Source organism: Parabacteroides sp. AF21-43 (genome assembly GCF_003635435.1).
GTDB classification, from domain to species: domain Bacteria; phylum Bacteroidota; class Bacteroidia; order Bacteroidales; family Tannerellaceae; genus Parabacteroides; species Parabacteroides distasonis.
The window spans coordinates 1-24,074 of sequence record NZ_QTMG01000019.1; the positions used below are offsets into that span (position 1 = coordinate 1).

General features: G+C 48.1%; 18 protein-coding genes. 6 read left to right on the plus strand and 12 right to left on the minus strand.

Annotated features, from left to right (window positions below):
• The first annotated feature begins 49 nt into the window (after positions 1-49).
• From DWX84_RS13525 to DWX84_RS13550, 6 genes are all read left to right on the plus strand, one after another.
• Positions 50-3,298, plus strand: a complete 3,249-nt coding sequence (locus tag DWX84_RS13525) for a TonB-dependent receptor (protein WP_199703914.1) — start codon at positions 50-52, stop codon at positions 3,296-3,298.
• A 41-nt stretch (positions 3,299-3,339) separates the two neighbouring features.
• The gene (locus DWX84_RS13530) at positions 3,340-4,971 is read left to right on the plus strand and encodes a RagB/SusD family nutrient uptake outer membrane protein (protein ID WP_048927011.1); all 1,632 of its coding nucleotides are present in this window, start codon (positions 3,340-3,342) and stop codon (positions 4,969-4,971) included.
• 160 nt (positions 4,972-5,131) lie between these two features.
• A complete protein-coding gene (locus DWX84_RS13535; RefSeq protein ID WP_048927010.1) occupies positions 5,132-8,005 on the plus strand; it encodes a GH92 family glycosyl hydrolase in 2,874 nt (957 codons plus the stop codon).
• A 21-nt stretch (positions 8,006-8,026) separates the two neighbouring features.
• Positions 8,027-9,175 (plus strand): alkaline phosphatase, encoded by a 1,149-nt coding sequence (locus DWX84_RS13540; RefSeq protein WP_122377531.1) that lies wholly within the window; start codon positions 8,027-8,029, stop codon positions 9,173-9,175.
• A 229-nt stretch (positions 9,176-9,404) separates the two neighbouring features.
• On the plus strand, positions 9,405-11,033 hold the full coding sequence (locus DWX84_RS13545; protein WP_048927008.1) for a trehalase family glycosidase: 1,629 nt from the start codon (positions 9,405-9,407) through the stop codon (positions 11,031-11,033).
• Positions 11,034-11,114: 81 nt separating this feature from the next.
• Positions 11,115-11,969 carry a phosphatidylinositol-specific phospholipase C/glycerophosphodiester phosphodiesterase family protein gene (locus DWX84_RS13550; RefSeq protein WP_122377532.1) on the plus strand — a complete coding sequence of 285 codons (855 nt, stop codon included), beginning with the start codon at positions 11,115-11,117 and terminating at the stop codon, positions 11,967-11,969.
• Positions 11,970-12,087: 118 nt separating this feature from the next.
• Here the strand turns inward: DWX84_RS13550 and DWX84_RS13555 are convergent, their stop codons facing one another.
• From DWX84_RS13555 to DWX84_RS13610, 12 genes are all read right to left on the minus strand, one after another.
• Positions 12,088-13,407, minus strand: coding sequence for a murein hydrolase activator EnvC (locus DWX84_RS13555; RefSeq protein WP_044545170.1), 1,320 nt, complete (start codon positions 13,405-13,407; stop codon positions 12,088-12,090).
• A 6-nt stretch (positions 13,408-13,413) separates the two neighbouring features.
• Positions 13,414-14,259: a DUF4292 domain-containing protein gene (locus DWX84_RS13560; protein WP_005860032.1), complete on the minus strand. Its 846-nt coding sequence runs from the start codon at positions 14,257-14,259 to the stop codon at positions 13,414-13,416.
• Complete coding sequence (locus tag DWX84_RS13565) at positions 14,256-15,974, minus strand: tetratricopeptide repeat protein (RefSeq protein ID WP_005863454.1); 1,719 nt, start codon at positions 15,972-15,974, stop codon at positions 14,256-14,258. Before DWX84_RS13565 ends, DWX84_RS13560 begins: the two co-directional genes overlap by 4 nt.
• Before the next feature lie 28 nt (positions 15,975-16,002).
• Positions 16,003-16,437 (minus strand): dUTP diphosphatase, encoded by a 435-nt coding sequence (gene dut, locus DWX84_RS13570; protein WP_022192384.1) that lies wholly within the window; start codon positions 16,435-16,437, stop codon positions 16,003-16,005.
• 3 nt (positions 16,438-16,440) lie between these two features.
• Positions 16,441-16,761 carry a type II toxin-antitoxin system RelE/ParE family toxin gene (locus DWX84_RS13575; protein ID WP_044545172.1) on the minus strand — a complete coding sequence of 107 codons (321 nt, stop codon included), beginning with the start codon at positions 16,759-16,761 and terminating at the stop codon, positions 16,441-16,443.
• Entirely contained in the window at positions 16,752-17,045 is a 294-nt protein-coding gene (locus DWX84_RS13580) for a hypothetical protein (RefSeq protein WP_005863458.1), read from the minus strand. The genes DWX84_RS13575 and DWX84_RS13580 overlap by 10 nt, the downstream gene beginning before the upstream one ends.
• 49 nt (positions 17,046-17,094) lie before the next feature.
• The gene (locus DWX84_RS13585; protein WP_005863460.1) at positions 17,095-18,930 is read right to left on the minus strand and encodes a 4-hydroxy-3-methylbut-2-en-1-yl diphosphate synthase; all 1,836 of its coding nucleotides are present in this window, start codon (positions 18,928-18,930) and stop codon (positions 17,095-17,097) included.
• 106 nt (positions 18,931-19,036) lie between these two features.
• Positions 19,037-19,543 (minus strand): 5-(carboxyamino)imidazole ribonucleotide mutase, encoded by a 507-nt coding sequence (purE, locus tag DWX84_RS13590; RefSeq protein WP_005860041.1) that lies wholly within the window; start codon positions 19,541-19,543, stop codon positions 19,037-19,039.
• A gap of 2 nt (positions 19,544-19,545) precedes the next feature.
• Positions 19,546-19,926: a glycine cleavage system protein GcvH gene (gcvH, locus tag DWX84_RS13595; RefSeq protein ID WP_005863462.1), complete on the minus strand. Its 381-nt coding sequence runs from the start codon at positions 19,924-19,926 to the stop codon at positions 19,546-19,548.
• A 16-nt stretch (positions 19,927-19,942) separates the two neighbouring features.
• Positions 19,943-20,563: a hypothetical protein gene (locus DWX84_RS13600; RefSeq protein ID WP_005863464.1), complete on the minus strand. Its 621-nt coding sequence runs from the start codon at positions 20,561-20,563 to the stop codon at positions 19,943-19,945.
• 6 nt (positions 20,564-20,569) lie between these two features.
• Positions 20,570-22,027 (minus strand): RNA polymerase factor sigma-54, encoded by a 1,458-nt coding sequence (gene rpoN, locus DWX84_RS13605; protein ID WP_005860047.1) that lies wholly within the window; start codon positions 22,025-22,027, stop codon positions 20,570-20,572.
• Positions 22,028-22,335: 308 nt separating this feature from the next.
• Positions 22,336-24,003, minus strand: coding sequence for a nucleoside kinase (locus DWX84_RS13610; RefSeq protein WP_048927006.1), 1,668 nt, complete (start codon positions 24,001-24,003; stop codon positions 22,336-22,338).
• Positions 24,004-24,074 lie beyond the last annotated feature (71 nt).

Below are 24,074 nucleotides of genomic sequence, written 5' to 3' on the forward strand. Positions count from 1 at the left end.
TTTTATAATAGTGTTGCGGAATTAAGGATAAACACTAAAATACGCAAACATGAAACAACGGCTTTATGATTTCATCCCTGTCAAGCATCTATGCGTAGGGATGTCTTTATGTGGCATAGTGGCAGGTACCCAAACCGCTCAAGCTTCTCCCGTCTTCGGGCAATCATCGGGCTTAGAACTTCCGAGTCCCAGCATCTACCAACAAAGTACGAAACAGATTTCCGGTATCGTCAAAGACCAGGCGGGGATTCCTGTAATTGGCGCGAACGTGATCGTAAAAGGGACGACAAACGGAGTAATCACCGGGCTCGATGGAGATTTCCTACTGGAAGTTCCGGAAAACGCTACCTTAGAGATCAGTTATATCGGTTATATGACGCAAAGTATCCCGATAAACGGGAAAACGACCTTCAACATCATCCTAGAAGAAGATACGCAGAAATTGGATGAGGTAGTCGTACTCGGTTATGGAGCGGGGCAACGCAAACAAGATCTCTCCGCTTCCGTGGGCGTGCTGAACAACACGGAAGACTTGGTGGCCCGTCCGGTTACCTCTACCGAAAGTATGTTGCAAGGGCAGTTAGCGGGTGTTACCGTACAAGCGAACGGTGGAGACCCGACGGCTACACCCTCGATCGTGATTCGTGGACAGGGCTCACAGAATGGCGATAACGTATTATGGGTTGTTGACGGTGTTCCCGGCGCACCCATCGCCTCTATGAATGATATCGAGACGATTGTCGTCTTAAAAGATGCTGCCTCTGCCGCTATCTATGGAGCGCAATCCGGAGCCGGCGGTGTTATCTTGGTAACCACCAAGAAGGCGAAAGAGGGCAAGACCTCGTTGAGCTATGACGCGACTTTCGGTGTTCGTAAAGCTAGCAACGTAATCGAGCCGTTAAATGCGGAAGAGCAACTCGAGATGCGAAAACTGTCTTACGCAAACGCGGGGCTTACATTGCCGACCGGTTGGGATTTGACCAAGAACCCATGGGTAGGTACCACACGTACCAACTGGATGGACGAGATCTTCCGCACCGCTTTCTACCAACGCCATAACGTAGCCTTGAATGTTGGTTCCGAGAATGCCTCCAACCGTGTTTCATTTGCTTACGATAACGATGAAGGTGTATTGATCAATACTTTCAACAAGAAGCTTTCACTTCGTTACAACGGTAAATTCAAATTGAATAAATGGGTGACCATCACCGAAGACGTGGTTTGGAAGAACAACGAAAGCCGTTCAAAAGATACCGACAGTGGTTATACGGGAGTTGTCGCGGCGGCTATGTATATGCCTGCCAGCGCTACGGTTTACAATCCGCTGGATGGTACTTACGGTGGAACAACGACCGAAGACCCGGATTACATCGCCAAATATGGCTCCAATTTCGCAGATATCCACGGAGACGCTGTCAATCCGGTTCGCTTGCTGGAAGCGGAAAACCGCTATGACCGAACCAGCGACATCTGGAGTACGACCAGTCTGGAACTAGCGAATATCGTTACCGGCTTAAAGTTCACGAGCCGTTTCACTTACAACCTGAAGAATAATCTATATAAGAACTTCAGTCCGATCCGTGACGAGGTGGGAAAACCCTCCTTGACAAATAATCTGGATGAAACGACTTACCGTGCAGACGCATGGAAAACGGAAAACACATTGACTTACGACAATACGTTTAATGACATGCACACCGTGGGTGTCTTACTATCCACTACGGCCGATCATTACAGCAAGCGAGGGCTAGAGGTTAATGGAAAAGATTTATCTGACGAATCCGATTATTTACAATATCTATCCTATGCGAATTCCGTTTCCGCTACCGATTATTTGACCGGTCCTGACGCAAACGTATCCTTGATCGCCCGTCTGGCTTATTCCTTCAACGATCGTTACTTCGTTACAGCCTCTTGGCGTCGTGATTACGCAGGCCGTCTACCTAAAGATAATAACTATGGCGACTTCCCTGCCGTAACAGCCGGATGGAAAATCTCTAATGAATCTTTCTTCCCGAAAAGCGAGACACTGAATTTATTGAAGATCCGTGCTTCTTGGGGACGTGTCGGTAATCTAGGATCTATCGGTTACAATTACAAATCAGCTTTATTAGGTAAGAATTATTGGTCGGAGCAGGCACAGTACGGCGTAGAATCGAACAAGATTTGGGGAAACTTCGTCTATAACTCTACCGCATTAAATCCCAACTTAACATGGGAAACTTCCGAGCAATGGGACTTAGGCCTAGATGTGAACATGTTCGACAATCGCTTGAGCATGGCATTCGACTATTTCGACAAACGCACGTTCAACTTGATCCAGTCGCAAACGATGAACTGGCCGGGAACGATCGGTATCGATGCCATGTTAGTCAATCAAGGTGAAGTCCGCAACCGAGGTTTCGAGGCACAAATCAATTGGAACCAACAAGTAAATAAAGATTGGTCGTACTTCGTTTCCGGAAACTTCTCTTATCTAAAGAACTGGGTTTCTGATATTGGGGTAAAGAACGCAGACGGAACCCCGGGCGTTTGGACAGGTATCACCAAAAATGATGCATATTTCGATGGAAGTTATCGTAACCTTCCATATATGTATCAAACAGCCGAAGGAGAACCGCTGGCCTCTTTCTATCTGATCAAGACTGACGGCATTTTTCAAAGCGATGCGGATGCAGCCGCTTATGTAAACAAAGACGGAAAACGAATCCAACCGGACGCTGTAGCCGGCGATTTGAAATTCGTCGATGCCAATGGTGATGGAGTCATCAATGATGAAGACCGTCAATACTGCGGTAGCGCTACACCTAAAACTACATTCTCATTCTCCGGAGGATTCACTTGGAAGAAGCTTTCCGTAAGCGCTATGTTCCAAGGCGTAGGTGGAGCACAAGCTTTATATGTAGGTAAATATATGGCCTTAAGCGATGTAGAAGGAAACTTCAACCGCTCAAAAGAGATCATGAACGCTTGGAGTCCGTCGAATACAGGGTCGAATATTCCACGCTTATCGAAAAACGACCCGAATAGCAACTTTAGCACACCGTCTGATTGGTATCTGGAGAATGCTTCTTACTTACGTTTGAAGAACTTCACCGTATCCTATGACTTGAGTGATGTTATCAGGAAATGCGCTCACCTGCAAGAACGCAACAGCATGATGTCTGTTTACCTTAGCGGTGAGAACCTTTTCACGATCACGAACTACTCAGGAATGGACCCGGAAACCGGCGGTTGGGATGCCTTGAAGTATCCGATTTCACGCGTATTCTCTGTCGGAGTCAAATTGACATACTAATCGGGTGTTTTAAAAGATATTCATATTAACAAAGGATCAAAATGAAAAGATATATTACAGTATTAGCATTATCCGCATTGGTTTGTAGTTCTTGTAGCGACTTCCTCGACGTTCAGCCGGAAGGAAACGCAACTACAACCTCCTATTTCTTGAATGATCAACAGGCCATTGATGCCATTGACGGATTATATGAAAGATTCCATCAAGAGGGTTGTTACGGCCGTGAGTTATTCTGGGAACAGGGAGCCGCATGCGACATTGTTTGGGGACGTACGCGCGGTTATAACTCTTTGGCGACCTTAGCCTATACCGGTGATGAATCTCCTCTAAGAGATGTATTCAGCCGTATGTATTCTACTATGTCCCGTGCGAATTGGATCATCCAAGAATTAGTGAAGAAAGAAAAGGGAACGACGCTGACCGCCGTCGAGAAACGCAGCTTGGGCGAAGCTTACTTCAGTCGCGGCTGGGCACATTATCTGATCGCTTATCGGTACGGTACGGATAAACAAGGAGTACCTTTCGTACGTTACGAGGACTTCCCCGACGATTACGACAACTCCATACCGCCTCAGCAAGCTACCGTTATGGACAATTATAAACTGATCATCGAAGATATGGACAAGGCAATCGCCTACCTTCCAAACTTCGAATCCTATGACGCCGACAACCGGGGCCGGGCACATCAGGCTGCTGCCGTGGCGTTCAAAGCGAAAACTTATGCTTACTGGGCTACTTGGGATGCTACCCAATGGAACAACGTCATCGAGATGGTCAATCAATTGGAGAACAACTACAATCGAGATCTAGCTCCTACATTTGCGGAACTATTCTCGTCTGACTTGAAAGATTATTGGAATGCCGAATATCTCTGGACTATTCCGAGTATCGGCGGCGCACTACCGGGCGGTACCGAATTCCCGGGCATTATCCTTGAGAACAAAGGATGGGGCAAATATAATGGTTGGGGGCAGATGAAGCCCTCTTACGACATCTACGAAGAAATGGCGAAAGATGGTAAAGGTAATGACCGTTTAGTACGCTCAATCTTGGAATACAACCAAGAGTTCCCGTTCTTCGGCGAGACACGCAAATTCTGGTCTACCTCCGACCTTGAAGCTGGTTTCATGATCAATAAATACATGGACGCTTTCAAATACTCAGACCCTGTAGGTGAAGGAGCCGTGAGTGCTAACGGAGACTGGCCTACGGTCCGTGTCAATTTCCCGATCATCCGTTTCGCAGAAATGTTATTGTTCCGTGCCGAGGCATATTTAATGACAGGTCAAGCCGATAAAGCAACCGCAGACATCAACCGTATCCGCCTACGCTCCAACTTGACACCGCTTGCCGGCACCGCCACGATGAAGGATATATATCACGAACGCCGTTGTGAATTGGCTTTTGAGTTTACAGATCATCTATTCGACTTAAAGCGTTGGAACCGTTCTTCCAATACCGACATAAAGACATTGGCCGATAAAGAGTTGAACGCACATCCACGTATCCGCAGATATGAAGACCGGGCGAATCCGGAATCCGCGTTCACGATTATTGGTTATGAAGATTACACCAACAAAAACGCCTATCAAGCGCATATGATGGTATTCCCGTATCCAAGTGAAGAGATTACTAAATCGAATGGTCAATTGAAGCAGAACGAGGGATATTAACCGGCTCCTTTAAACCGATCAAGGTACGAATAAGATTCATTACGGGCTGTCTCAGAAAATGAAACAGCCCATGTTATTTTCTACCGGGTAAAAACGCATATCTCAAATAGGTAGCTTACCTTTGCCTATTGTATACTATATATTAAACAAAAAATATACCATGAGATTAATTCAAACGCTTTCTTCTTGCTTGTGTACAGGAATAATAGCCTTATTCACGGCCTGTAGCCAAGCTCCACAATCCCCCATCGATTCCGTGAATCCGTTTATCGGCACGGGATTTCACGGACACACGTATCCCGGGGCCACGGCTCCTTACGGAGCGGTCCAACTAAGCCCAGACACCCGGAAAGGTAACTGGGACGCTTGTTCTGGCTATCATTACAGCGATTCTACCTTAATGGGTTTCTCCCATACCCATTTAAGCGGTACGGGATGTATCGACCTAGGCGATATCCTATTCCGCCCGTCTCTCCAGACACCTTTAGTGTTCTCGCACTCGGACGAGAAGGCTTCCCCGGGCTACTACTCGGTGAATCTCAAGGAGGCAGGTGTATTAGCGGAACTTACCACGACCCCGCATGTCGGGATACACCGATATACCTATAAAAAAGAGACAGAGGCTACGTTGGTGGTCGATATGGACCATTTATTGGATAACGAATATATGTACGAGGGCTGGGTGAAGCGAACCGGGGATAACGAGCTTACCGGTATGCGGCGTACCCGGGGCTGGGTAGACAATCAATATGTCTTCTTTGTAGCGCAGTTCTCGCAACCCTTCTCTTCCATGGAACAGCCTTCCGAACGGCAAGCCGTACTTACCTTCGATACGACTACCGGAAAACCCATCGTCTGCAAAGTCGGGGTATCGATCGTAAATGAGGAGAACGCCCGTCTGAACCTTGAGCAAGAGACGGATTCCTATGGCTTTGATTTCGATGCCATCCATCAAGCGACACGCTCCGATTGGGAAAAAGAGCTGGACGTTATCACGGTAGAAGGAGGCACCGAAGCCGAGCGCACGAATTTCTATACGGCGCTATACCATAGCAAGATCATCCCGAATATAGCGAGCGACGTGAACGGACAATACCGCCGTCACGACATGAGCGTAGCGACGATCCCGGCAGGTCGCCGCCAATTCTCCACCTTCTCCACTTGGGACACCTTTCGGGCCTGGCATCCGATGATGACTCTGTTGGATACTACCTTGGTGAATGATATGGTACAGTCTCTCTTGGATATGTACGACGCCAGCGGCGAGCTTCCGTTATGGCCCTTATCGGCGGGCGAGACCGGGACCATGATCGGTTATCACTCCACATCGATTATAGCGGACGCTTATTTAAAAGGTATTCGCGGATATGACGCGGAACACGCTCTCGAAGCGATGAAGATCTCAGCGGAGAAGAATAAGAAAGGAGCGGATTATTATATAAAGGAAGGCTTCATCCCGACGAATATCAAGAAAGAATCGGTTTCCTGCCTATTGGAATTTGCCTACGATGATTGGTGTATCGCACAAATGGCGAAAGCTTTAGGACATATGGATGATTATGAGACCTTCATCAAGCGCTCCCAGAATTTTATCAACGTATTCGACGGTAGTACCCGGTTCTTCCGGGGCAAACGGCAGGATGGGAATTGGGAGACTCCTTTCGATCCATTCGCCATCGGACGTTCCTATACGGAGGCTACGGCCTGGCAATATCGTTTCTTTACCCCGCATGACGTATATGGATTGACCCAGTTGTCCGGAGGCCGGGAGGCGTTCATCGCTGATCTGGATAGCTTATTTATGGTTACCTCCGAGGTAGTCGGCGATCTGGTAGACGTTACCGGATTGGTCGGTCAATACGCGCATGGCAACGAGCCTAGCCATCACATGGCTTACCTATATAGCTATGTGGGCCAGCCCTGGAAGACACAGGAATGGACCCGTCGCTTGCTGGACGAGATGTACCAGCCCACGCCGGAAGGCATCATCGGCAATGAGGATTGCGGCCAGATGTCCGCTTGGTATATCTTGAGCAGCCTCGGCTTCTACTCCGTATGTCCGGGTAGCAACCAGTTTATCCTAACGACCCCGTTGTTCGATAAGGCGAACATGAAGCTGGGCAATGGCAAGACATTGGTCATTACCGCCAACCAGCCGGATAAGAACAAGTATATCACGAAGGTTACCTTAAACGGCGAGGAGATATCGCATTGCTACATCACCTACGACCAGTTGATGCAAGGAGGCACACTGGACTTTACGCTCTCGGCAACACCGGACAAGCGTTGGGGAACCGCTCCCGAGTACGCTCCCTATTCCTATACGGAGCAACCTACCGTCTCTATCCCTTACATAGCGAATGATCTGGATTTGTTTGAAGGTGAGATTACGGCGGAACTAAAATCCACGACACCCGAGGCGGTTATCCATTACACGCTTGACGGATCGGAACCGGATGAGAACGCTCCCGTATACAGCGAGCCATTCGTCTTAAAAGAGACCACGATTATCAAGGCCAAAGGATATAAAAAGGGATTCGTACCCAGCCGTACGTACTCGATCCAAGCCACAAAAGCCGTATTACGCCCCGCATTATCCATACAGCCTACGAAGCATGGGGTAGCTTATACTTATTACGAAGGAGAGTTCCAATGGGTAGCCGATCTGCAAAAGGCGAAGGTGGTCGAGACCGGAACAATACCTGAGCCTTCTATCCTGAACGCTAAATTGCCGGATCATTTCGGTTATATCTTCACCGGATATATATACGCCCCGGAAGATGGAGTCTATGAGTTCAGTACCCGCTCGGATGACGGTAGCGTCCTCTATATCGGCAAAGAAAAGGTAGTGGACAATGATGCCTCCCACGCCGCTATCGAAGCGACGGGACGCATCCCCTTACAAAAAGGCTACCACCCCTTCGCCTTGCATTATTTCGAGGATTACGAGGGTGAGTACCTAGGCTGGAGCTGGCGTACGCCAAGCATGTCCAAACTAGACGCGATCCCAACAGAGAACCTTTATATAAATTGATAATATTAAATACTGAATCATATGAGAAGAACAACTCTATCCGTGCTATCCTCCTTAGCCATCCTGCTATCCGGCATGATCGTTCCGGAGGCCGCGGCACAAAGTCGCCGAGACAAAGAACAAACGTATGTACTAGAGAAACCTTACGAGGTCAAGAAACTAGTCCCCCCTACCGGAAAGAAAATAAAGAACGTGATCCTCATGATCGGCGACGGCATGAGCCTTATGCACATGTATTCCGCTTGGACCGCCAACCGGGGCAAGCTCTGGCTGGACAACTCCCAATACACCGGCCTCTCGAAAACCTATTGCGCCAACCGCCTCATCACCGACTCCGGAGCCAGAGGTACCGCACTGGCCACCGGCCATAAAACGAACTACCATATGGTAGGCGTAGACCCGGCAGGCAAACCCTTGGAATCTCTGGCTACCTTGGCGAACAAGAAAGGCCTGTCAAGCGGCATCGCCGTTACCTGTCGCCTATGGGACGCTACGCCCGCCGACTTCTGCTGCCACAATACGGATCGCGACGCCGAGGCCGAGATCGTAGCGGATTACGTGAACTGTGGCGTCGATTACGTATTCGGCGGCGGCTCCAAGCTATTCGAGAACCGTGCAGACGGACGTGATTTGTTCAAGGAATTAAGGGAGAAAGGTTACCAGACTCCCCGTAGCTGGGAGGAACTGGCGAAAATTCAAAAAGGCAAGGTATTCTGCGTTACCGATACCGTAGATACCCCGCTTCCCGCCGAGCGAGGCGATCTCTTGGCTCGTGCCTCGATGAAAGCGATCGATCTGCTGGGACAAAACCCGGAAGGTTTCTTCCTGATGGTAGAGGGCTCCCAATTGGATGATTACGGACATTTCAACGATATCGACCTGTTGATGCAAGAGACACATGATTTCGACCGTACGATCGGACGTATCTTCGAATGGGCCGCCCAAGACGGTGAGACATTGGTTGTCGTAACTGCCGATCACGAGACCGGTGGCCTTACCTTGGTGGACGGGGATCTGAACGAGGGCCGTATCGTCTGTAAATTCTCCACCGGTAGCCACAGCGGTGTCATGGTTCCCGTTTACGCTTTCGGCCCGGGCGCCGAGAACTTCACGGGTATCTTCGAGAATACGGATATCTTCTGGAAGATCAAAAAGCTCCTGAATCTATAATCAAACAGTATTCATCCGATGGAGAGTATAACAGGCCGCTATCCCGCTAGTCAAGTACCGCAATCCTCCCGGTCGGGTACCGCAGTACCCCTGCCCAAGTACCGCAGTACTTTGGCTGAGAGGACAGCAGTACTTGACTAGCAGTACTACGGTACCCGACCGGGAGGACCGTGTTCACCGACTGAGGCGCACCTTCTCCCTCTCTCCCCCAATAAAAATATCATAAGGAATGACAACAAGACGAAACTTCTTAAAGCAATCCCTTCTCGCAGCAGGTGCGGCCTCCGTTCCCGCCGGGAACCTTTTAGCGCAAGAGAAAATGGAAGAGAAACGACCCAAGTACAATCTTCCTTACAAGAACACCTACCTGAAGGAACCCTTCGTGACCGAGAATGAGTTCCGGACAGCGAGACCGGAGACCATCACGCCCGGAACCTTCGAGGAGGCCAAGCAAATCCTCCCGGACCCGACTTGGAGCGGACACGAGAAGGAAATCGAGATGTACTGGAAGGCTTGGCAAATCGGCATCGGCAACATCAAGGCCCCTGAACCAGATTCCGGTTTCGTATGCAGTTACCTCGATGTCGCCTACAACGGCAATATCTTCATGTGGGACTCCGCCTTCATGATGATGTTCGCCCGTTTCGGTACCCGCTTCTTCCCCTTCCAACGTACGTTAGATAATTTTTACGCCAAACAACATCCGGACGGTTTCATCTGCCGGGAGATCAAGGCGGACGGAGCGGACTGTTTCGAGCGTTACGATCCGACCAGCACCGGACCGAATATCCTCCCTTGGAGCGAGATCGTCTATTATAAGCAGTTCGGCGATATGGACCGCCTACACAAGATATTCCCCGCCCTTTGCGCTTATTATAAATGGTTGAAGCTAAACCATACGTGGCGCAACGGTACGTATTGGACCAGCGGTTGGGGTACCGGCATGGACAACATGCCCCGGGTGGAACCGAAATACAATCCGATATACAGCCACGGCCATATGATCTGGCTGGACGTTTGCTTGCAACAATACTTCACCGCCGGGCATCTGCTTGAGATGGGTTTCTATCTGGAGCGTTGGCAGGAGATCGAGGAGTTCGAGGACGAGCAGAAGATGCTAAAGAAGTATATCAACGAGAACCTATGGGACGAGAAGGAGCATTTCCTTTTCGATCAATACGCCGACGGAAGCCTTTCCTCCACCAAGGGAATCTACGCATACTGGGCCTTATTGACCGATGTCCTATCCAAGGAACGCATGGACGCTTTCGTGGCCGAGCTGGATAACAAGGAGACATTCAACCGCCTGCACCGCGTCCCTTCCCTTGCCGCCAACCATCCTAAATACAAGGATAACGGCCGCTACTGGCAGGGTGGCGTATGGCCGGGAGCGAATTATATGGTGATTACCGGCCTATTGCAACAAGGCTACCGTAAATTGGCTTACGAGATCGCACGCAACCATTACGATAACGTCCTAAAGGTGTATAAGAATACCGGTACGTTCTGGGAATACTACGCTCCGGAGCATGAGGAGCCGGGCTTCATGGCTCGCCCGAATTTCGTGGGCTGGGGCGGACTGGCACCGATCTCCGGCTTGATCGAGCAAATCTTCGGCATCCGCTCCAATGTGTACGAGAAGAAATTGACCGTAGACGTGAACTTGACGGAGGCTTATGGTATCGACCGTTATCCTTTCGGCCTCGACGGTCTGGTAGCGATCAAAGTCAAGGCCCGTTCTTCCGCTACCCAAGAGCCGCAGGTAGAAATTACCAGCGACGTCCCCTTGGAACTAACCGTCCTTTGGGGCGACAAACAGAAGACGGCTAACGTAAAACCCGGCACGCGAACCGTATAAGACAGCAAATCCATCAAACATCCAGTTGTAGAGACGGGGCGTGCCCCGTCTCTACAACTAGACTCAAAAAACAATTAGTATATGAAACAGATTCTATCCTTATTTATCACCTCCCTCGCCCTCTGTACGGCTTGCTCCTCCCCGAAGGGATCGGACACAGTTCAAGTGGCGGAGACAACCACGGAGCAGACGATTCAGAAAGCCTCCTCCGCAATTCATTACAACGCCTTCTCGCACAATGATTACTGGCGGGAGAGACCTCTGCTGGACGCCTTGTCCTTCCGCTTCAACTGCGTGGAGGCCGATCTGTGGCTGATCGATGACGAGCTATACGTTTCCCATGACCGCCCGGAACCCAATCCGGCCATTACCTTCGAGAACCTATACCTCAAGCCGCTCGTGGCCCGCATACAAGCGAATGGAGGTAAGGTCTATCCCGATAGCGATCGTCCTTTCTACCTGATGGTGGATTGCAAGGCACAAGGCGAAGAGATGTACAAGCTATTAAAGAAACAGATGGAGCCTTACAAGGAATATTTCTGTTCCGTCGATAACGGCGAATATAAAGAAGGTGCCGTCCTCTTCTTCCTTTCCGGTGACCGTCCGAAGAACAGCCTGCCGAAAGAGAACAGCCGCTTCACCTTCCTCGACGGACAAATAAAGGATCTGGGACAGGGCATCCCTGCTTCCCTCGCTCCGGTCATAAGCGATAATTACTCCGATTTCTTCACTTGGAAAGGTGAAGGCGAGATGCCCGCCGACCAACTACAGAAGATGCGTGAGATCATCCGGAAAGTCCACGATGAGGGAAAACTATTCCGTTGGTGGGGCGCCCCGGATACCGAGCAGTTCAAACGCTTCTTCATCAAAGAAGGCGTAGACTTGGTAGGTGCCGATGACCTGAATGGGTTATACAACGTATTGAACGAGCGTTAAACGAGAAAATTACAATAGGCATTATAAGGTTGTTACAATGGGCATTCTAGCATCTTTACAACAGGCATCGTAACAGCCTTATAATGCCCATCATAGTTTTAACATATCACAACCGCTTTTATTCCAACCAAGGCTGCGGATTCAGCTTCGTCTTTTCCTTCCACAATTGGAAATGAAGGATCGTGGAATTACCGTCCTCCGGATCCGAATAGATCCTTCCGATCGCTTGACGGGTAGAGACCCGGTCGCCCGCTTTTACATATACCTGACTCAAATTGCTATAAACCGTCAAGTAGTTACCATGACGAACGATTACGGAATTATTATACCCCGGCACCACGAACACACGCGTCACCTCCCCATTGAATACCGCACGGGCATCCGCCCCGGGTGAGGTCTGGATATCGATACCACTATTACTGGTACGAACATATTTCAACTCCTGATGCTGTTGCTCGCCGAATGTAGAGACGATCGTATGTCTTCCGGCCACCGGATACGGCAAACGTCCCCGGTTATTGGCGAAGTTATCGGACAATTGCTTCTCCGCCTTTGTCATCGCATAGCCCCCTTTCGTATCTGCCACACGTTCCTCACGGATCGGCTCGTTTTTACTCTCCGGTACGGGTTTACCCTTAGCGGCAGCTTGTTCACGGGCACGACGCTCACGTTCCGCACGTTCACGGGCGGCTTTCGCCTCGGCCTCGGCACGGGCGATCTCCTCGGCGATCTGCTTCTCTATCTGTCGGTTTAAAGCCTCGGCTTGACGACGCTTCTTTTGGAGATCCGCCTTCAAATCCTTTTGTCTCTTATTCAATAGCTGGACTTCCTCTTTCTGAGAAGCTTCCTCACTTTCTAGCTTCTTACTCTCTTCTTGACGAGTTCCTAAAAGAACACGCTTCTCGGCACGGGTCTTCTCCATCTCAGCTTGCTTGCGGCTGATCTCGGCCTGCTTTTCAACGATGTCATTCGCTTGCCGCTTCTGCCAATCCGCATATTCCCGCAAATACCGCATACGCCGCATGGATTGAGAGAAACTCTCGGCGGATAGGATAAACAACAATTTATCTTGCGAGCTATGGCGTTTATAAAGCCCTCGCATCGATTTACCGTAATTCGTCTGCTTATCGCCCAGTTCCCGTTTTAAGGTGCGCAACTGGCCTTGGATATTCAAGATATCTTTCTCGATCTCATCCAGCTCTTGATTCAATAAACTGATGACTTTCTTACGCGAAAGAATTTGTTTGGAAAGTAGATTCAAACGGTTCAGGGAAGTTTTAGCAGTCTGGGCCGTCTCTTGTAATAATTTATTCGTCTCCTCGATATCGGCCAACGCCTCCTTGCGCTGCTGCTCCAACTGACGGACAGCGGCGGATTTCTGACCGTAAACCACGGTAGATAAAGACAATGCCAATAGAACGATCCAGACGTACCTCATGATAGATTATTGATTCAGATTCGTAATCGTTTTCAATACTTGCGCAAAGGTAATACGCTTATATTTAGAAGGAACCGAGAAATCCAACTTGAGCGGCTCGTCCAGTTGGATACGGGAGTAATGGATCTTCACCCCACCCTCGGGATTCCCGTTCTTCAACACCTGCACATCCATCAACATCGGGAACGGCTGCCGATCCACCAAGCGAAAATCCTCGTACAGCCATTGCAAGGCATAACGATCGGAAGGATCCGCTACATAGGTAGAGAGAAGTTTCTCCTCGCCGTCCGCCTTAAAGGTATAGAATAACCCCATGGCATCCTTCGTCTTGATCTCGGCGACCGGACCTTCTTGATTCAGCTTAAACCGATTATAATGCTTACGGGAAACGCCTTGCTCCCCCGGGATAAACAGATGATTCGTGAAAAGAGCCTGCAAATTATAGAAGTTGAACTCGATCGGAGTCTGTCCTTGCAAATTGGAATAATTCTCGATCATATAGCGTTTATTCATGCGGTCTACCACTTTGATCGTATCCCGGCTCAACTCGATACGGAAGATCTCGATCCCGAGAAATGGCTGTACCGACAGCTGGAAAGCGCTATCCTTGACCATCTTCATATCCACCCGAGAACTCATTTGCTTACCGGGGATATCCAGATCCACGTTCAGCCGGGCCGTCAAGGTACGGAACTGGAAGGATTGATCCTCCACCGACTGGAAGAACTCATTATGAGCCTTCACGCTAGCGGATTCCACCGTCCCGACTTTCTTGGACGATTTACAGCCTGTCAACATCGAAAGTAAAAGACCTCCACATAACAGGAAGGTCAAGAAATAGTCTCTTTTCATTTCGCGTTCTCGTCTTCTATATATTGTTGCTCGGCGATCTTACGGTTCAAGATCTCGGAATCCTTCCCCATCTCTTTCGCCTTTTTCCATTGCTCCACCGCTTTTTCCTTATCACCGTTCATGAAAAGGATGTCCCCATAATGATCCACGAGTTCGGCGCTCTTTGTCTTATCTTTCTCCAAAGCGCTCTCGATATAGATTTTCGCCAAGGTATAGTTTCCTTGTACGAAGAAGATCCAAGCGTAGGTATCCAGATACGTGGCGTTGTCCGGTTCCAGCTTGATACATTGGGCGCTCATACGCTCCGCCTTCTTCAAGTCTTTCTTCTCCAAGGAAAGGAAGTAACTGTAGTTGTTCAGTACGACCACGTTCTTGTCATTGTACTTCAATGCCTCATCGTACGCTTTATACGCTTGATCCAATTGCCCCATCTGGTAATAAATATCACCGATCTGGCCGTAGAAATCAGATTTCAGCGGCAGGTTCTCCTTCGGGATGATATTCAAGCCCGCATAATAGGTATTCAAGGCTTCTTGATATTTCTGTTGTTGGTAGTAAGCGATACCCAGATAGAAGTAATATTCCGGCGACTCGGGGAAAAGCTCCATACAAGCCGTACAGATACGGATGACCTCCGGGATATCCTCCCCTTTCAAAGCCAAATTCAGCAATTGCTGCCAAGCCCCGGCGTTACTCGGTTCCATCTCGGTTACCAACTGGAACTGGAATTTCGCCTCCTCTGTCTTTCCTTGGGCCATCAAGAGACCGCCATACATCAGCTTTAAGTCAATATCCTCCGGATGTTGCTCCAAAAGAGTTTGGAATAAATGGTTTGCGTTCTCGGTTCCCTGCTTCGTTTGTTGCAGTTTCAAGATATACCGGGAAAGGATGTTCACTTTCGTCTCCACGTCCAGCTTCTCGTTTACCAAAGCGCTACGGATTTGTTGCTCGGCGGCCTCCTTATCCCCTTTCGCCTCGTAGTAATTGGCCATAGAGACGATATAATAAGGGTCAGTCGGATCAATCTCATTCGCTTTTTGATAGCAAGCCAAAGCCTTGTCCATCTCCCCGTTTTCCAAATGAAGATCGCCCAATACGATCTGGTAACGGGCCTCCATAGGATATTTAGCCGCTAGCTTCTCGATCTCCTTGAAAGCCTCTTCCGGTTTCTCCAACTGGACGTACAGTTTGTATTTCTGCATGGAGATCGCCTCGTTCATACCCATAACCGACTCCAATGCGTCATAAGCCTCGATCGCCTTCCCGATCTCGCCGGCTTGCGTCAAGGCATCGGCCAGATAATAATTCAGCTCCTCCTTCTCCGGATAATCACGAACCAGTTCCTCGTACTCCTCGGCGGCTTCGCCATACATACCCAGATTCCGGGTGATAGACGCCAATGCCATTTTATACGTGAAATTATCCTTGCTGTTGGCTACGGCTCTTTTCAACATCTCGACCGCTTTCTCCGGACGGTTCAACTGTACATAAAAAGAAGAAAGCTCATACAAGACCGGAGCCGCCGTCGAGTCAATCGCCAAGCAATGGTTGAAGGCATCATAAGCGGCGTCAAATTTCCCGGCGTTCTTCAAGTTCAAGCCCTCATAAAAGAAGTAATCGAATTTACGTTGATCCTTCTCCGTTTCTGTAGCACCAGCCGGGAGCACAGCGACCAACGAGAGGAAAGAGATGAGATATATCAGTTGCTTAAACATCCTATTATTCTTGTTAACCTTATTATTCTTATTCTTTTCCGGTATGACCGAATCCCCCGGCTCCCCGCTCCGTATCATCCAACGTCTCCACGAGTTCCCAATCCACATGGCTATGAGCGGCTATAACCATTTGGCAGATACGCTCACCATCATTCACCGTAAAAGGCTCGGAAGATAGATTCACGAGAATGATACCGATCTCCCCCCGATAATCGGCATCGATCGTACCCGGCGTATTCAGCAGGGTTATCCCATGCTTTAAAGCCAGCCCGCTACGAGGACGCATCTGGGCCTCATAGCCTTCCGGCAGCGAGATATAAAGTCCGGTCGGGATTAATTTACGTTCCAACGGTTTCAACACAACCGATTCCGACAAATTCGCCCGGATATCCATCCCGGCAGATAAAGGAGTCGCATAACCCGGCAGCGGGTGATGCGATTTATTGATAATTCTTACTTTCATATATTATCTTATTTTCTTTATTCCCGAACGGAGACTATTCGGATTACACCGAGTGCTCCAAAACGAAGCGATAAAGACCATATCATCATCTATATAATAAATAACCTTATAATTCTTATGAACAACCAAACTGCGATACTCTCGTTCAAGCCCTCTCAAAGCAGGTTCAATCTTACCTAAACGAGGGAAAACAGACAGCCGCTCATTTGTTCTCTGCACTTCGTCCACAAAACGAATCACGGCCTTTTCCCCAAAAGCAAGAAAACCAAACGATATCGCTTCCTTAAACAACACCTTAGCCTCATCAAGCCAAACTACTTGCATAAGAACGGATATTCATTTCTTAGCTCTTGAAAGACTTTCTCGCTCGGGGTAAAACGTCCAGCGACACGATCCTCTTCAGCCCTCCCTAGACTTTCTTTCAATTGAGCGATCGAATGAGGTAATGCCGGTACATCTCCAAACAAACTATCAGAAACCTCTTGTCTTTCTTGAAACTTTACTTTTACTTTTCTTACAGCATCAAGAATCGCTTCCATAAGCTCCTCATTACCTAAGGCACTCATGGTTTCCTCTATATATACATATTTCAATTCATTTACTGTCATACTTCTTAATAGGTTCTAATCCTTGATCTCCACAAAGGTAATGAATTAACTAATTAACCCAATCCCCGTTCTCTTTTATTAACTGAACTAAACGTTCTACAGCGTCTTCCTCGGGGATATTCTTGAGGACACATTCCTTACCTTTATACAGGCTGATTTGTCCACGTCCGGCACCCACATAACCATAGTCGGCATCGGCCATCTCGCCGGGGCCGTTTACGATACAGCCCATGATACCGATCTTCAAGCCTTTTAAATGGGAAGTAGCCTCCTTGATACGGGCGATCGTTGTTTGCAGGTCGTACAAGGTACGTCCGCAACTCGGACAAGAGATATATTCCGTCTTACTGATACGGGTTCTTGTAGCCTGCAAGATCCCGAACATACAGCGATCCGAGACAACCGCCTCGCATCCCTCATTGTGCAGCATCAAGCCATCCCCAAAACCATCCAGCAAAAGCGTACCGAAATCGGCGGCGGATTTCAGTTGCAACAACTCCACATCCGTCTCCCGGAAATCACGATGCAAGACAACCGGCACGTCACAACCCGCCATCAGCAATTTATGCATAGCCGCACGTTGCGAGCCAACCCCATTCCGATGATGTGTACTTAATAAAACCACCACGGTCTTATCCGCTTTCAATATCTCCAACATACGATCCGTAAGATCCATATACGTCAGACGGATAAACTTAAGCGGACAATCGTAATCCTTTAACTCCTCCGCTTCCGAGGCGATGAAGCAAGGAAAAGCATTCGGACGCTCTTTCCAAAAATGAGCGTCTACCAATAAACGGAAATTATCCGGCAAATTATCCGGATCTTCCTTTCCTATATATATATAGTCCGGCAAGGACAAATGATCAAACTCAAAATCCCCGTTACTACGATCGGAGATCACGACTGGCGGGAAAGTACCTCCGATACCCTCCACCACACGGCTTATACGACGGCATGTCGCCACCGTATCGAAACCGGGAGCCATCGAAGCCTCGATAGGACGATGATTTTCCCGTTCCCTAATATAATCCACCAATTTACGCGCTACCGGCATTTCCGCCTCGGGGTCCTCACTCAAGGAAACCCGGATCGTATCACCGATACCGTCACATAGAAGCGTACCGATTCCGACAGCGCTCTTGATACGCCCGTCCTCACCGTCACCCGCCTCCGTTACCCCAAGGTGCAAGGGGTAATGCATATTCTCGGCCTCCATCGTACGAACCAACAACCGCACGGTCCTTACCATGACAACGGTATTGGAAGCCTTAATCGAAATAACCACATCCGGGAAATTCTCCTCCCGGCAAATGCGAAGAAACTCCATACAACTCGCTACCATCCCCTCGGGCGTATCACCATAACGGCTCATGATACGATCGGAGAGCGAGCCATGATTCACACCGATACGAATAGCGGTGCCATGTGCCTTACAAATATTCAAGAAAGGGACGAACCGCTCACGGATCTTCTCGATCTCGGCGGCATATTCCTCATCCGTATATTCAAGATGGCTGAATGTCTTTACCTTATCTACATAGTTTCCCGGATTGATACGTACCTTTTCCACCTCACCGGCGGCGGCATCAGCCGCTCTAGGATTAAAATGGATATCAGCGACCAAAGGAGTCGTATACCCTTGTTCATTCAATTGTTTACGAATCTCGCCCAAGTTTCGGGCTTCCCGTTCCCCCTGTGCCGTAAAACGCACATACTCAGCTCCCGCCTCGATCATACGGATCGCTTGAGCTACCGCCGCCTCCGTATCCATCGTTGATACATTAGCCATGGATTGAATACGGATAGGATTCTCACCTCCCATGGGTGTGTCACCGATTTGGGCAACGGATGATTTACGGCGGTTGTAATTAAAGTAAGCCATTGTTAATTGAAAATTGAGAATTGAAAATTGAGAATGAGTGTTGAGAACTGAAAACCTAAAGAGAGACTTTCTCCTTAATTTTCAATTCTCAACTTTCAACTTTCAATTAATTAGTTTTGTATTTAAAAGAAACCTTAGCCAACTCCTCGTTAGCCTTCACGATTTTCTTCTTCAAATCCTCCTTATAAGCGGATAGCTTCTCCTGAAGTTGCTCGTCGCCGACGGCAAGCATCTGCACCGCAAGGATACCAGCGTTCAAAGCGCCATTGATGCCGACAGTAGCCACAGGGATTCCCGGAGGCATCTGTACGATAGCCAACAAGGCATCCATACCGTCCAGCGTAGAGTTAATAGGCACGCCGATCACGGGAACCGTCGTCATGGAAGCGATCACACCGCAAAGATGAGCGGCCATTCCGGCAGCGGCGATGATAACCTTGATTCCACGTCCTTTAGCTCCTTTGGCGAAAGCCTCCACCTCAGCGGGAGTACGGTGTGCGGATAGAGCATGCATCTCGAACGGGATCTCCATCTCATCCAAGAACTTAGCCGCCTTCTCCATAACGGGTAGATCCGAGGTACTACCCATGATAATACTTACAACAGGTGTCATTCTTATTTAGCGATTAATTTTTGATAGTCTTCAGCGGATAATAGTTCCTCCAACTCAGAAGCGTCCGTAAGAGAAATCTTGATTAACCAACCTTTACCATAAGCGTCTTCATTAACCAATTCAGGAGCGTCTTCCAATTCAGCGTTTACTTCCAAAACCTCTCCGCTAACCGGCATGAAAAGATCGGAAACAGTCTTAACAGCTTCAATCGTACCGAACACCTCTTCTTGAGCGACGGTCTCCCCCTCTGTCGTAATGTCTACATAAACGATCTCACCTAGCTCGCCTTGAGCGTAATCAGTAATACCAACATAAGCTACGTCACCTTCTACACGAATCCACTCATGGTCTTTTGTGTACTTTAAATCTGCAGGAAAATTCATAATTTTAGTGTTTTTATTAGATGAATAAATAGATATAACTCATTAATGAGGCTACAAAGGTACATATAAATCCCAGACAAAACCCCGCATATACCTGCATTGGTGTATGCCTTTTTAAAAAGATACGCGAGGTACCTAATAAACCAGCCACGATCAACACGACTATAAAAGCCCAGTAGGGATTTATCATATGGATACGCGCCACTCCCATAACACCGCCCAGTAACCCGCCGATACCAATGGCATGCGCGCTAATCTTCCAAGCAAAATTGATGCATAAGGCGATTACCAAGGCTACGCAAGCCCCGATCAGCATCGCTAACAACCAAAACGGCATCAGCATCTTATACAGGAAAAAGATACATACCAAGATGGAAGTGATAAAAATCAGATAAGGAACCACCCGCTCCTTCCGGTCGGAAAGCTCTATATCGCCGGCCGCGCCATTTTTCACCAATAAGAAGATGAAAAGCCCGGGAACTATCGCTGTCGAAATAAAGGTACCTCCGGCAATCAGCAGCTTCACAGGTAACGGGTAAATGGCGAGAAATGTAAACATCAACGCCAACACGATCCCATAGGTCACCATAAGCAACGGATGGAACACGAAGGATATTATATTCGAGAATAGTTTCATACGCTTTTATATTTCTTTTCTCAGACGAGCTACCGGAATCCCCAGTTGCTCCCTGTATTTCGCTACCGTACGCCGGGCGATGACATACCCTTTTTCTTTCAGGATCGTAGCCAACTCCTCATCGGTCAACGGTTTTCGTTTGTCTTCGGCATCTACATGTTCTTTCATGATCTTTTTCACCTCACGGGTCGAGATCTCCTCGCCGGTATCGGTCTGCATAGACTCGGAGAAAAAGTATTTCAACGGATAAATACCGAAATTCGTTTGCACATATTTACTGTTACTTACCCGGGAAATAGTGGAGATATCATATCCCGCACGCTCCGCTACGTCTTTCAAGATCATGGGATGGAGGGTAGCCTCATCGCCTGTCAGGAAAAAGTCCCGTTGTAAATAGATAATCGCCTCCATGGTACGCTGCAAGGTCTCATTACGTTGCTTGATAGCGTCGATGAACCACTGGGCGGAATCCAACTTTTGTTTCACGAACTGTACGGCATCCCGCCTCTCAGCGGTTTGGTTCGCCTTATTCGCCGTATAATCCTGAAACATCTCGGCATACTCCCGGTTGATACGCATATCCGGTACCCCCCGGTTATTCATGCTCAAGATAAGCTCTCCATTATGCGCTTCCACCACGAAATCCGGGATGATCTGGCTCATCGCCACTTCCATAGAACCACCCCAACTACTTCCGGGTTTCGGATTTAACATAGTAATCTCGTGAATGACCTTCTTTAACGTTTCCTCATCGATATCGAGACCTCGTAAGATCTTATCGTAATGTTTGCGGGTGAACTCCTCGAAATATTCGGTCAAAACACGAATCGCCAAATTTGTAACCGGAGTATTCTCCTTCTTATCCAGCTGGATCAACAGACATTCTTTCAAGTCACGGGCACCTACCCCGGCAGGCTCAAAATCTTGGATGATATTCAAGATAGACTCGATCTCCTTCTCATCTACCTCTTGTCCGGCTTGGAAGATCAAATCGTCCGCTATCGCCGAAAGGTCCCGGCGCAAATAACCGTCATCATCGATATTTCCAATGATATACTCCGCTATTTTCATTTGCTTATCCGGTAAATCCCTTAACCCGAGCTGCTGTAACAGAAACTCATTCAAGGATTGGCTTACGGAGAAGGGGACATCCTCTTTCCGTTCCGCACGCTCGGTCATTTCCCGTAGCTTATAATCAGGTATATCGTCTTCCGTTAAATAATCTCCCAAAGAAAGGTCGGTCTCAGTATCAACAGAAGGGATCTCTTCTCCCCCCTCCTCGCTTTCAGTTCGTTCAAAATCATCAACAGGCTCTTTTCCTTCCTCCAAGGCTGGGTTATCTTCCAGCTCATGCTTCACACGTTCTTCCAACTCGATCGCGGGAAGCTCCAGAAGCCGTATCAACTGTATCTGCTGAGGGGATAGCTTTTGCTGTAACTTTTGTTGTAACTGTTGCTTTAACATAATCTAAATCATTGCACTGTAAGGGCAGGACAATCACCCGCCCTCTTATTTATCAACATGCAAATATAAGTTTTTAGTTTTAACAGTACAGCTATTAAACTATAATAGTTCTAAACAAGGTGCATGATCTTTTGCCCGACGGATCATTGCCCGGCCTCCAAATAACAAACAGCTTAAATCCGGGCCCCGAAACATTTTGTCAAAAAGGGGTAACATAAAAACACGTACGTGTTTTCAAAAAAAGACGTACATGTTTTCGGAAAAACACGTACGTCTTTTTTTAAAGGCTTTATAGAGTCTGATTCTACCTAGTACTTGAAGCTTCCTCCCCCCAAGAATTCACGGAGCAAGGAAGTTCCCGGCAACTCTTCCGTAGGGATATAATTAAAGTAGCGAAGGAAACGAAGCAAACGATATGCCTCGGCATTCGCTTTATTGCTCTCGGGTACTTGCGCTAGGATCGGTTCCGCATATTTCCGCAAAGCGGCCAACTCATACAACATGGCGCTATTAAACATAGCGTCCGCATTCTCCTGATACGGAAAGATCCATTTATCCTCACCCCGGCGAACGCTCGGCCAACGGTTGATCGTATCTTCCGCCGAATATCCCCTAAAGCGATAATCCCGGATAATACGGCGCAGCAGACGATTATCCGTCGTCGGTATCCAATTATGGTTATCCAAAGAGATAGAGGTCAAGACCGAGACATATACCCGATATTTATATTTATCATCGATAAACTCCGTCAGTTCCGGATTCAAAGCATGAATACCTTCTATTACCAAAATCGAGTTCTCACGAAGTTTTAACTTCTTTCCCTTGAAAATCCTTCGGCCAGACTCAAAGTTGAAACTAGGCAGCTCGATCTCTTCCCCGGATAACAACTTCTTCAAATCCTTATTAAAATAAGGTAAATCCAGCGCATACAAAGATTCAAAATCATACTCGCCATGCTCATCTTTCGGTGTATCTTCCCGATTCAAGAAATAATCATCCAAGGAAATTCCTACCGGATGAAGCAGGTTAGTCGTCAATTGTACTTGCAAACGCTTGCAAAATGTAGTCTTTCCCGAAGAAGAAGGGCCGGAGATCAAGACGATACGGATGCCCTCTTTATATCCATCGGCGATCTTTTCGGCGATCTTGGCAACCTGTTTTTCCTGCATCGCCTCAGAGACAAGGATTATATCCTGAGAGCGGCCTTTCTCTATCGCTAAATTCAAATCCCCCACATTATCTAAGCCGACAGTCCGCTGCAATGTAAGGTGTTCCTTATAAGCCTCGAACATCTTATCCTGCTTGATGACAGGCTGCAATTCCATCGGATCGGTCTGCTTCGGGATACGGAGCAAAACGCCATCCATATACGGTTCCAAGTCAAACAATTGGATATAGCCGGTCGAAGGGGTTAAACAGCCATAAAAGAAGTTGATATAACCTTCCAACTCATAATAAGAGGTATAAGGCAATCCCGCCGTCTCTATTAAGCGAGCCTTATCATTCATACCCCGCTCCCTGAACAATACGGCGGCATCCACCGTACGGACACTCTTATGGAGGAAAGGAAGATCCGCGTCAATCAACTCCCACATACGTTTCTTGATCTTCTCGATCGTCTCCAGATCGATGTTCTTGCCGTTATGGATCACGCAATAGTAACCTTTCGATACCGGATGTTCCAGATTTAAGGTCGCCGTCGGCCAAATATCATACACCGCCTTGGAAAATATATGGCAAAGCGAGCGGACATAGGTTCTCAATCCGGATAATTGAGTATAGTCGATAAATTCGATATCCTTCGGTTGCCAGCAACGGAAGTTCAAGCTTTCCGTCTTATTATTCACTTGCGCGTTCATCGGCCTGTACCGAAGCGGAGCGCCAACCGCCGTATAAATGTCCAACAACGAAGAACCAATGGGTACATCCTTGTAGGTATTATTATTTTTGCAGTAAATTGTTATTGTCTCAGACATACTATCTCAGTTATTATTTGTAAATTCGCCCCCTAAAGTTAGGAATATTAATCGGATATACAATCCACTTA

Excerpts from the sequence above, each read along its gene's own strand:
- DWX84_RS13535 (WP_048927010.1), top strand. The coding sequence starts at position 5,132 with ATGAGATTAATTCAAACGCTTTCTTCTTGCTTGTGTACAGGAATAATA.
- DWX84_RS13550 (WP_122377532.1), top strand. The coding sequence starts at position 11,115 with ATGAAACAGATTCTATCCTTATTTATCACCTCCCTCGCCCTCTGTACG.
- gcvH (WP_005863462.1), bottom strand. The coding sequence starts at position 19,926 with ATGAATTTTCCTGCAGATTTAAAGTACACAAAAGACCATGAGTGGATT.
- dut (WP_022192384.1), bottom strand. The coding sequence starts at position 16,437 with ATGAAAGTAAGAATTATCAATAAATCGCATCACCCGCTGCCGGGTTAT.
- DWX84_RS13565 (WP_005863454.1), bottom strand. The coding sequence starts at position 15,974 with ATGTTTAAGCAACTGATATATCTCATCTCTTTCCTCTCGTTGGTCGCT.
- DWX84_RS13530 (WP_048927011.1), top strand. The coding sequence starts at position 3,340 with ATGAAAAGATATATTACAGTATTAGCATTATCCGCATTGGTTTGTAGT.
- DWX84_RS13540 (WP_122377531.1), top strand. The coding sequence starts at position 8,027 with ATGAGAAGAACAACTCTATCCGTGCTATCCTCCTTAGCCATCCTGCTA.
- DWX84_RS13560 (WP_005860032.1), bottom strand. The coding sequence starts at position 14,259 with ATGAAAAGAGACTATTTCTTGACCTTCCTGTTATGTGGAGGTCTTTTA.
- DWX84_RS13525 (WP_199703914.1), top strand. The coding sequence starts at position 50 with ATGAAACAACGGCTTTATGATTTCATCCCTGTCAAGCATCTATGCGTA.
- DWX84_RS13545 (WP_048927008.1), top strand. The coding sequence starts at position 9,405 with ATGACAACAAGACGAAACTTCTTAAAGCAATCCCTTCTCGCAGCAGGT.
- DWX84_RS13575 (WP_044545172.1), bottom strand. The coding sequence starts at position 16,761 with ATGCAAGTAGTTTGGCTTGATGAGGCTAAGGTGTTGTTTAAGGAAGCG.
- DWX84_RS13600 (WP_005863464.1), bottom strand. The coding sequence starts at position 20,563 with ATGAAACTATTCTCGAATATAATATCCTTCGTGTTCCATCCGTTGCTT.
- DWX84_RS13610 (WP_048927006.1), bottom strand. The coding sequence starts at position 24,003 with ATGTCTGAGACAATAACAATTTACTGCAAAAATAATAATACCTACAAG.
- rpoN (WP_005860047.1), bottom strand. The coding sequence starts at position 22,027 with ATGTTAAAGCAACAGTTACAACAAAAGTTACAGCAAAAGCTATCCCCT.
- purE (WP_005860041.1), bottom strand. The coding sequence starts at position 19,543 with ATGACACCTGTTGTAAGTATTATCATGGGTAGTACCTCGGATCTACCC.
- DWX84_RS13555 (WP_044545170.1), bottom strand. The coding sequence starts at position 13,407 with ATGAGGTACGTCTGGATCGTTCTATTGGCATTGTCTTTATCTACCGTG.
- DWX84_RS13580 (WP_005863458.1), bottom strand. The coding sequence starts at position 17,045 with ATGACAGTAAATGAATTGAAATATGTATATATAGAGGAAACCATGAGT.
- DWX84_RS13585 (WP_005863460.1), bottom strand. The coding sequence starts at position 18,930 with ATGGCTTACTTTAATTACAACCGCCGTAAATCATCCGTTGCCCAAATC.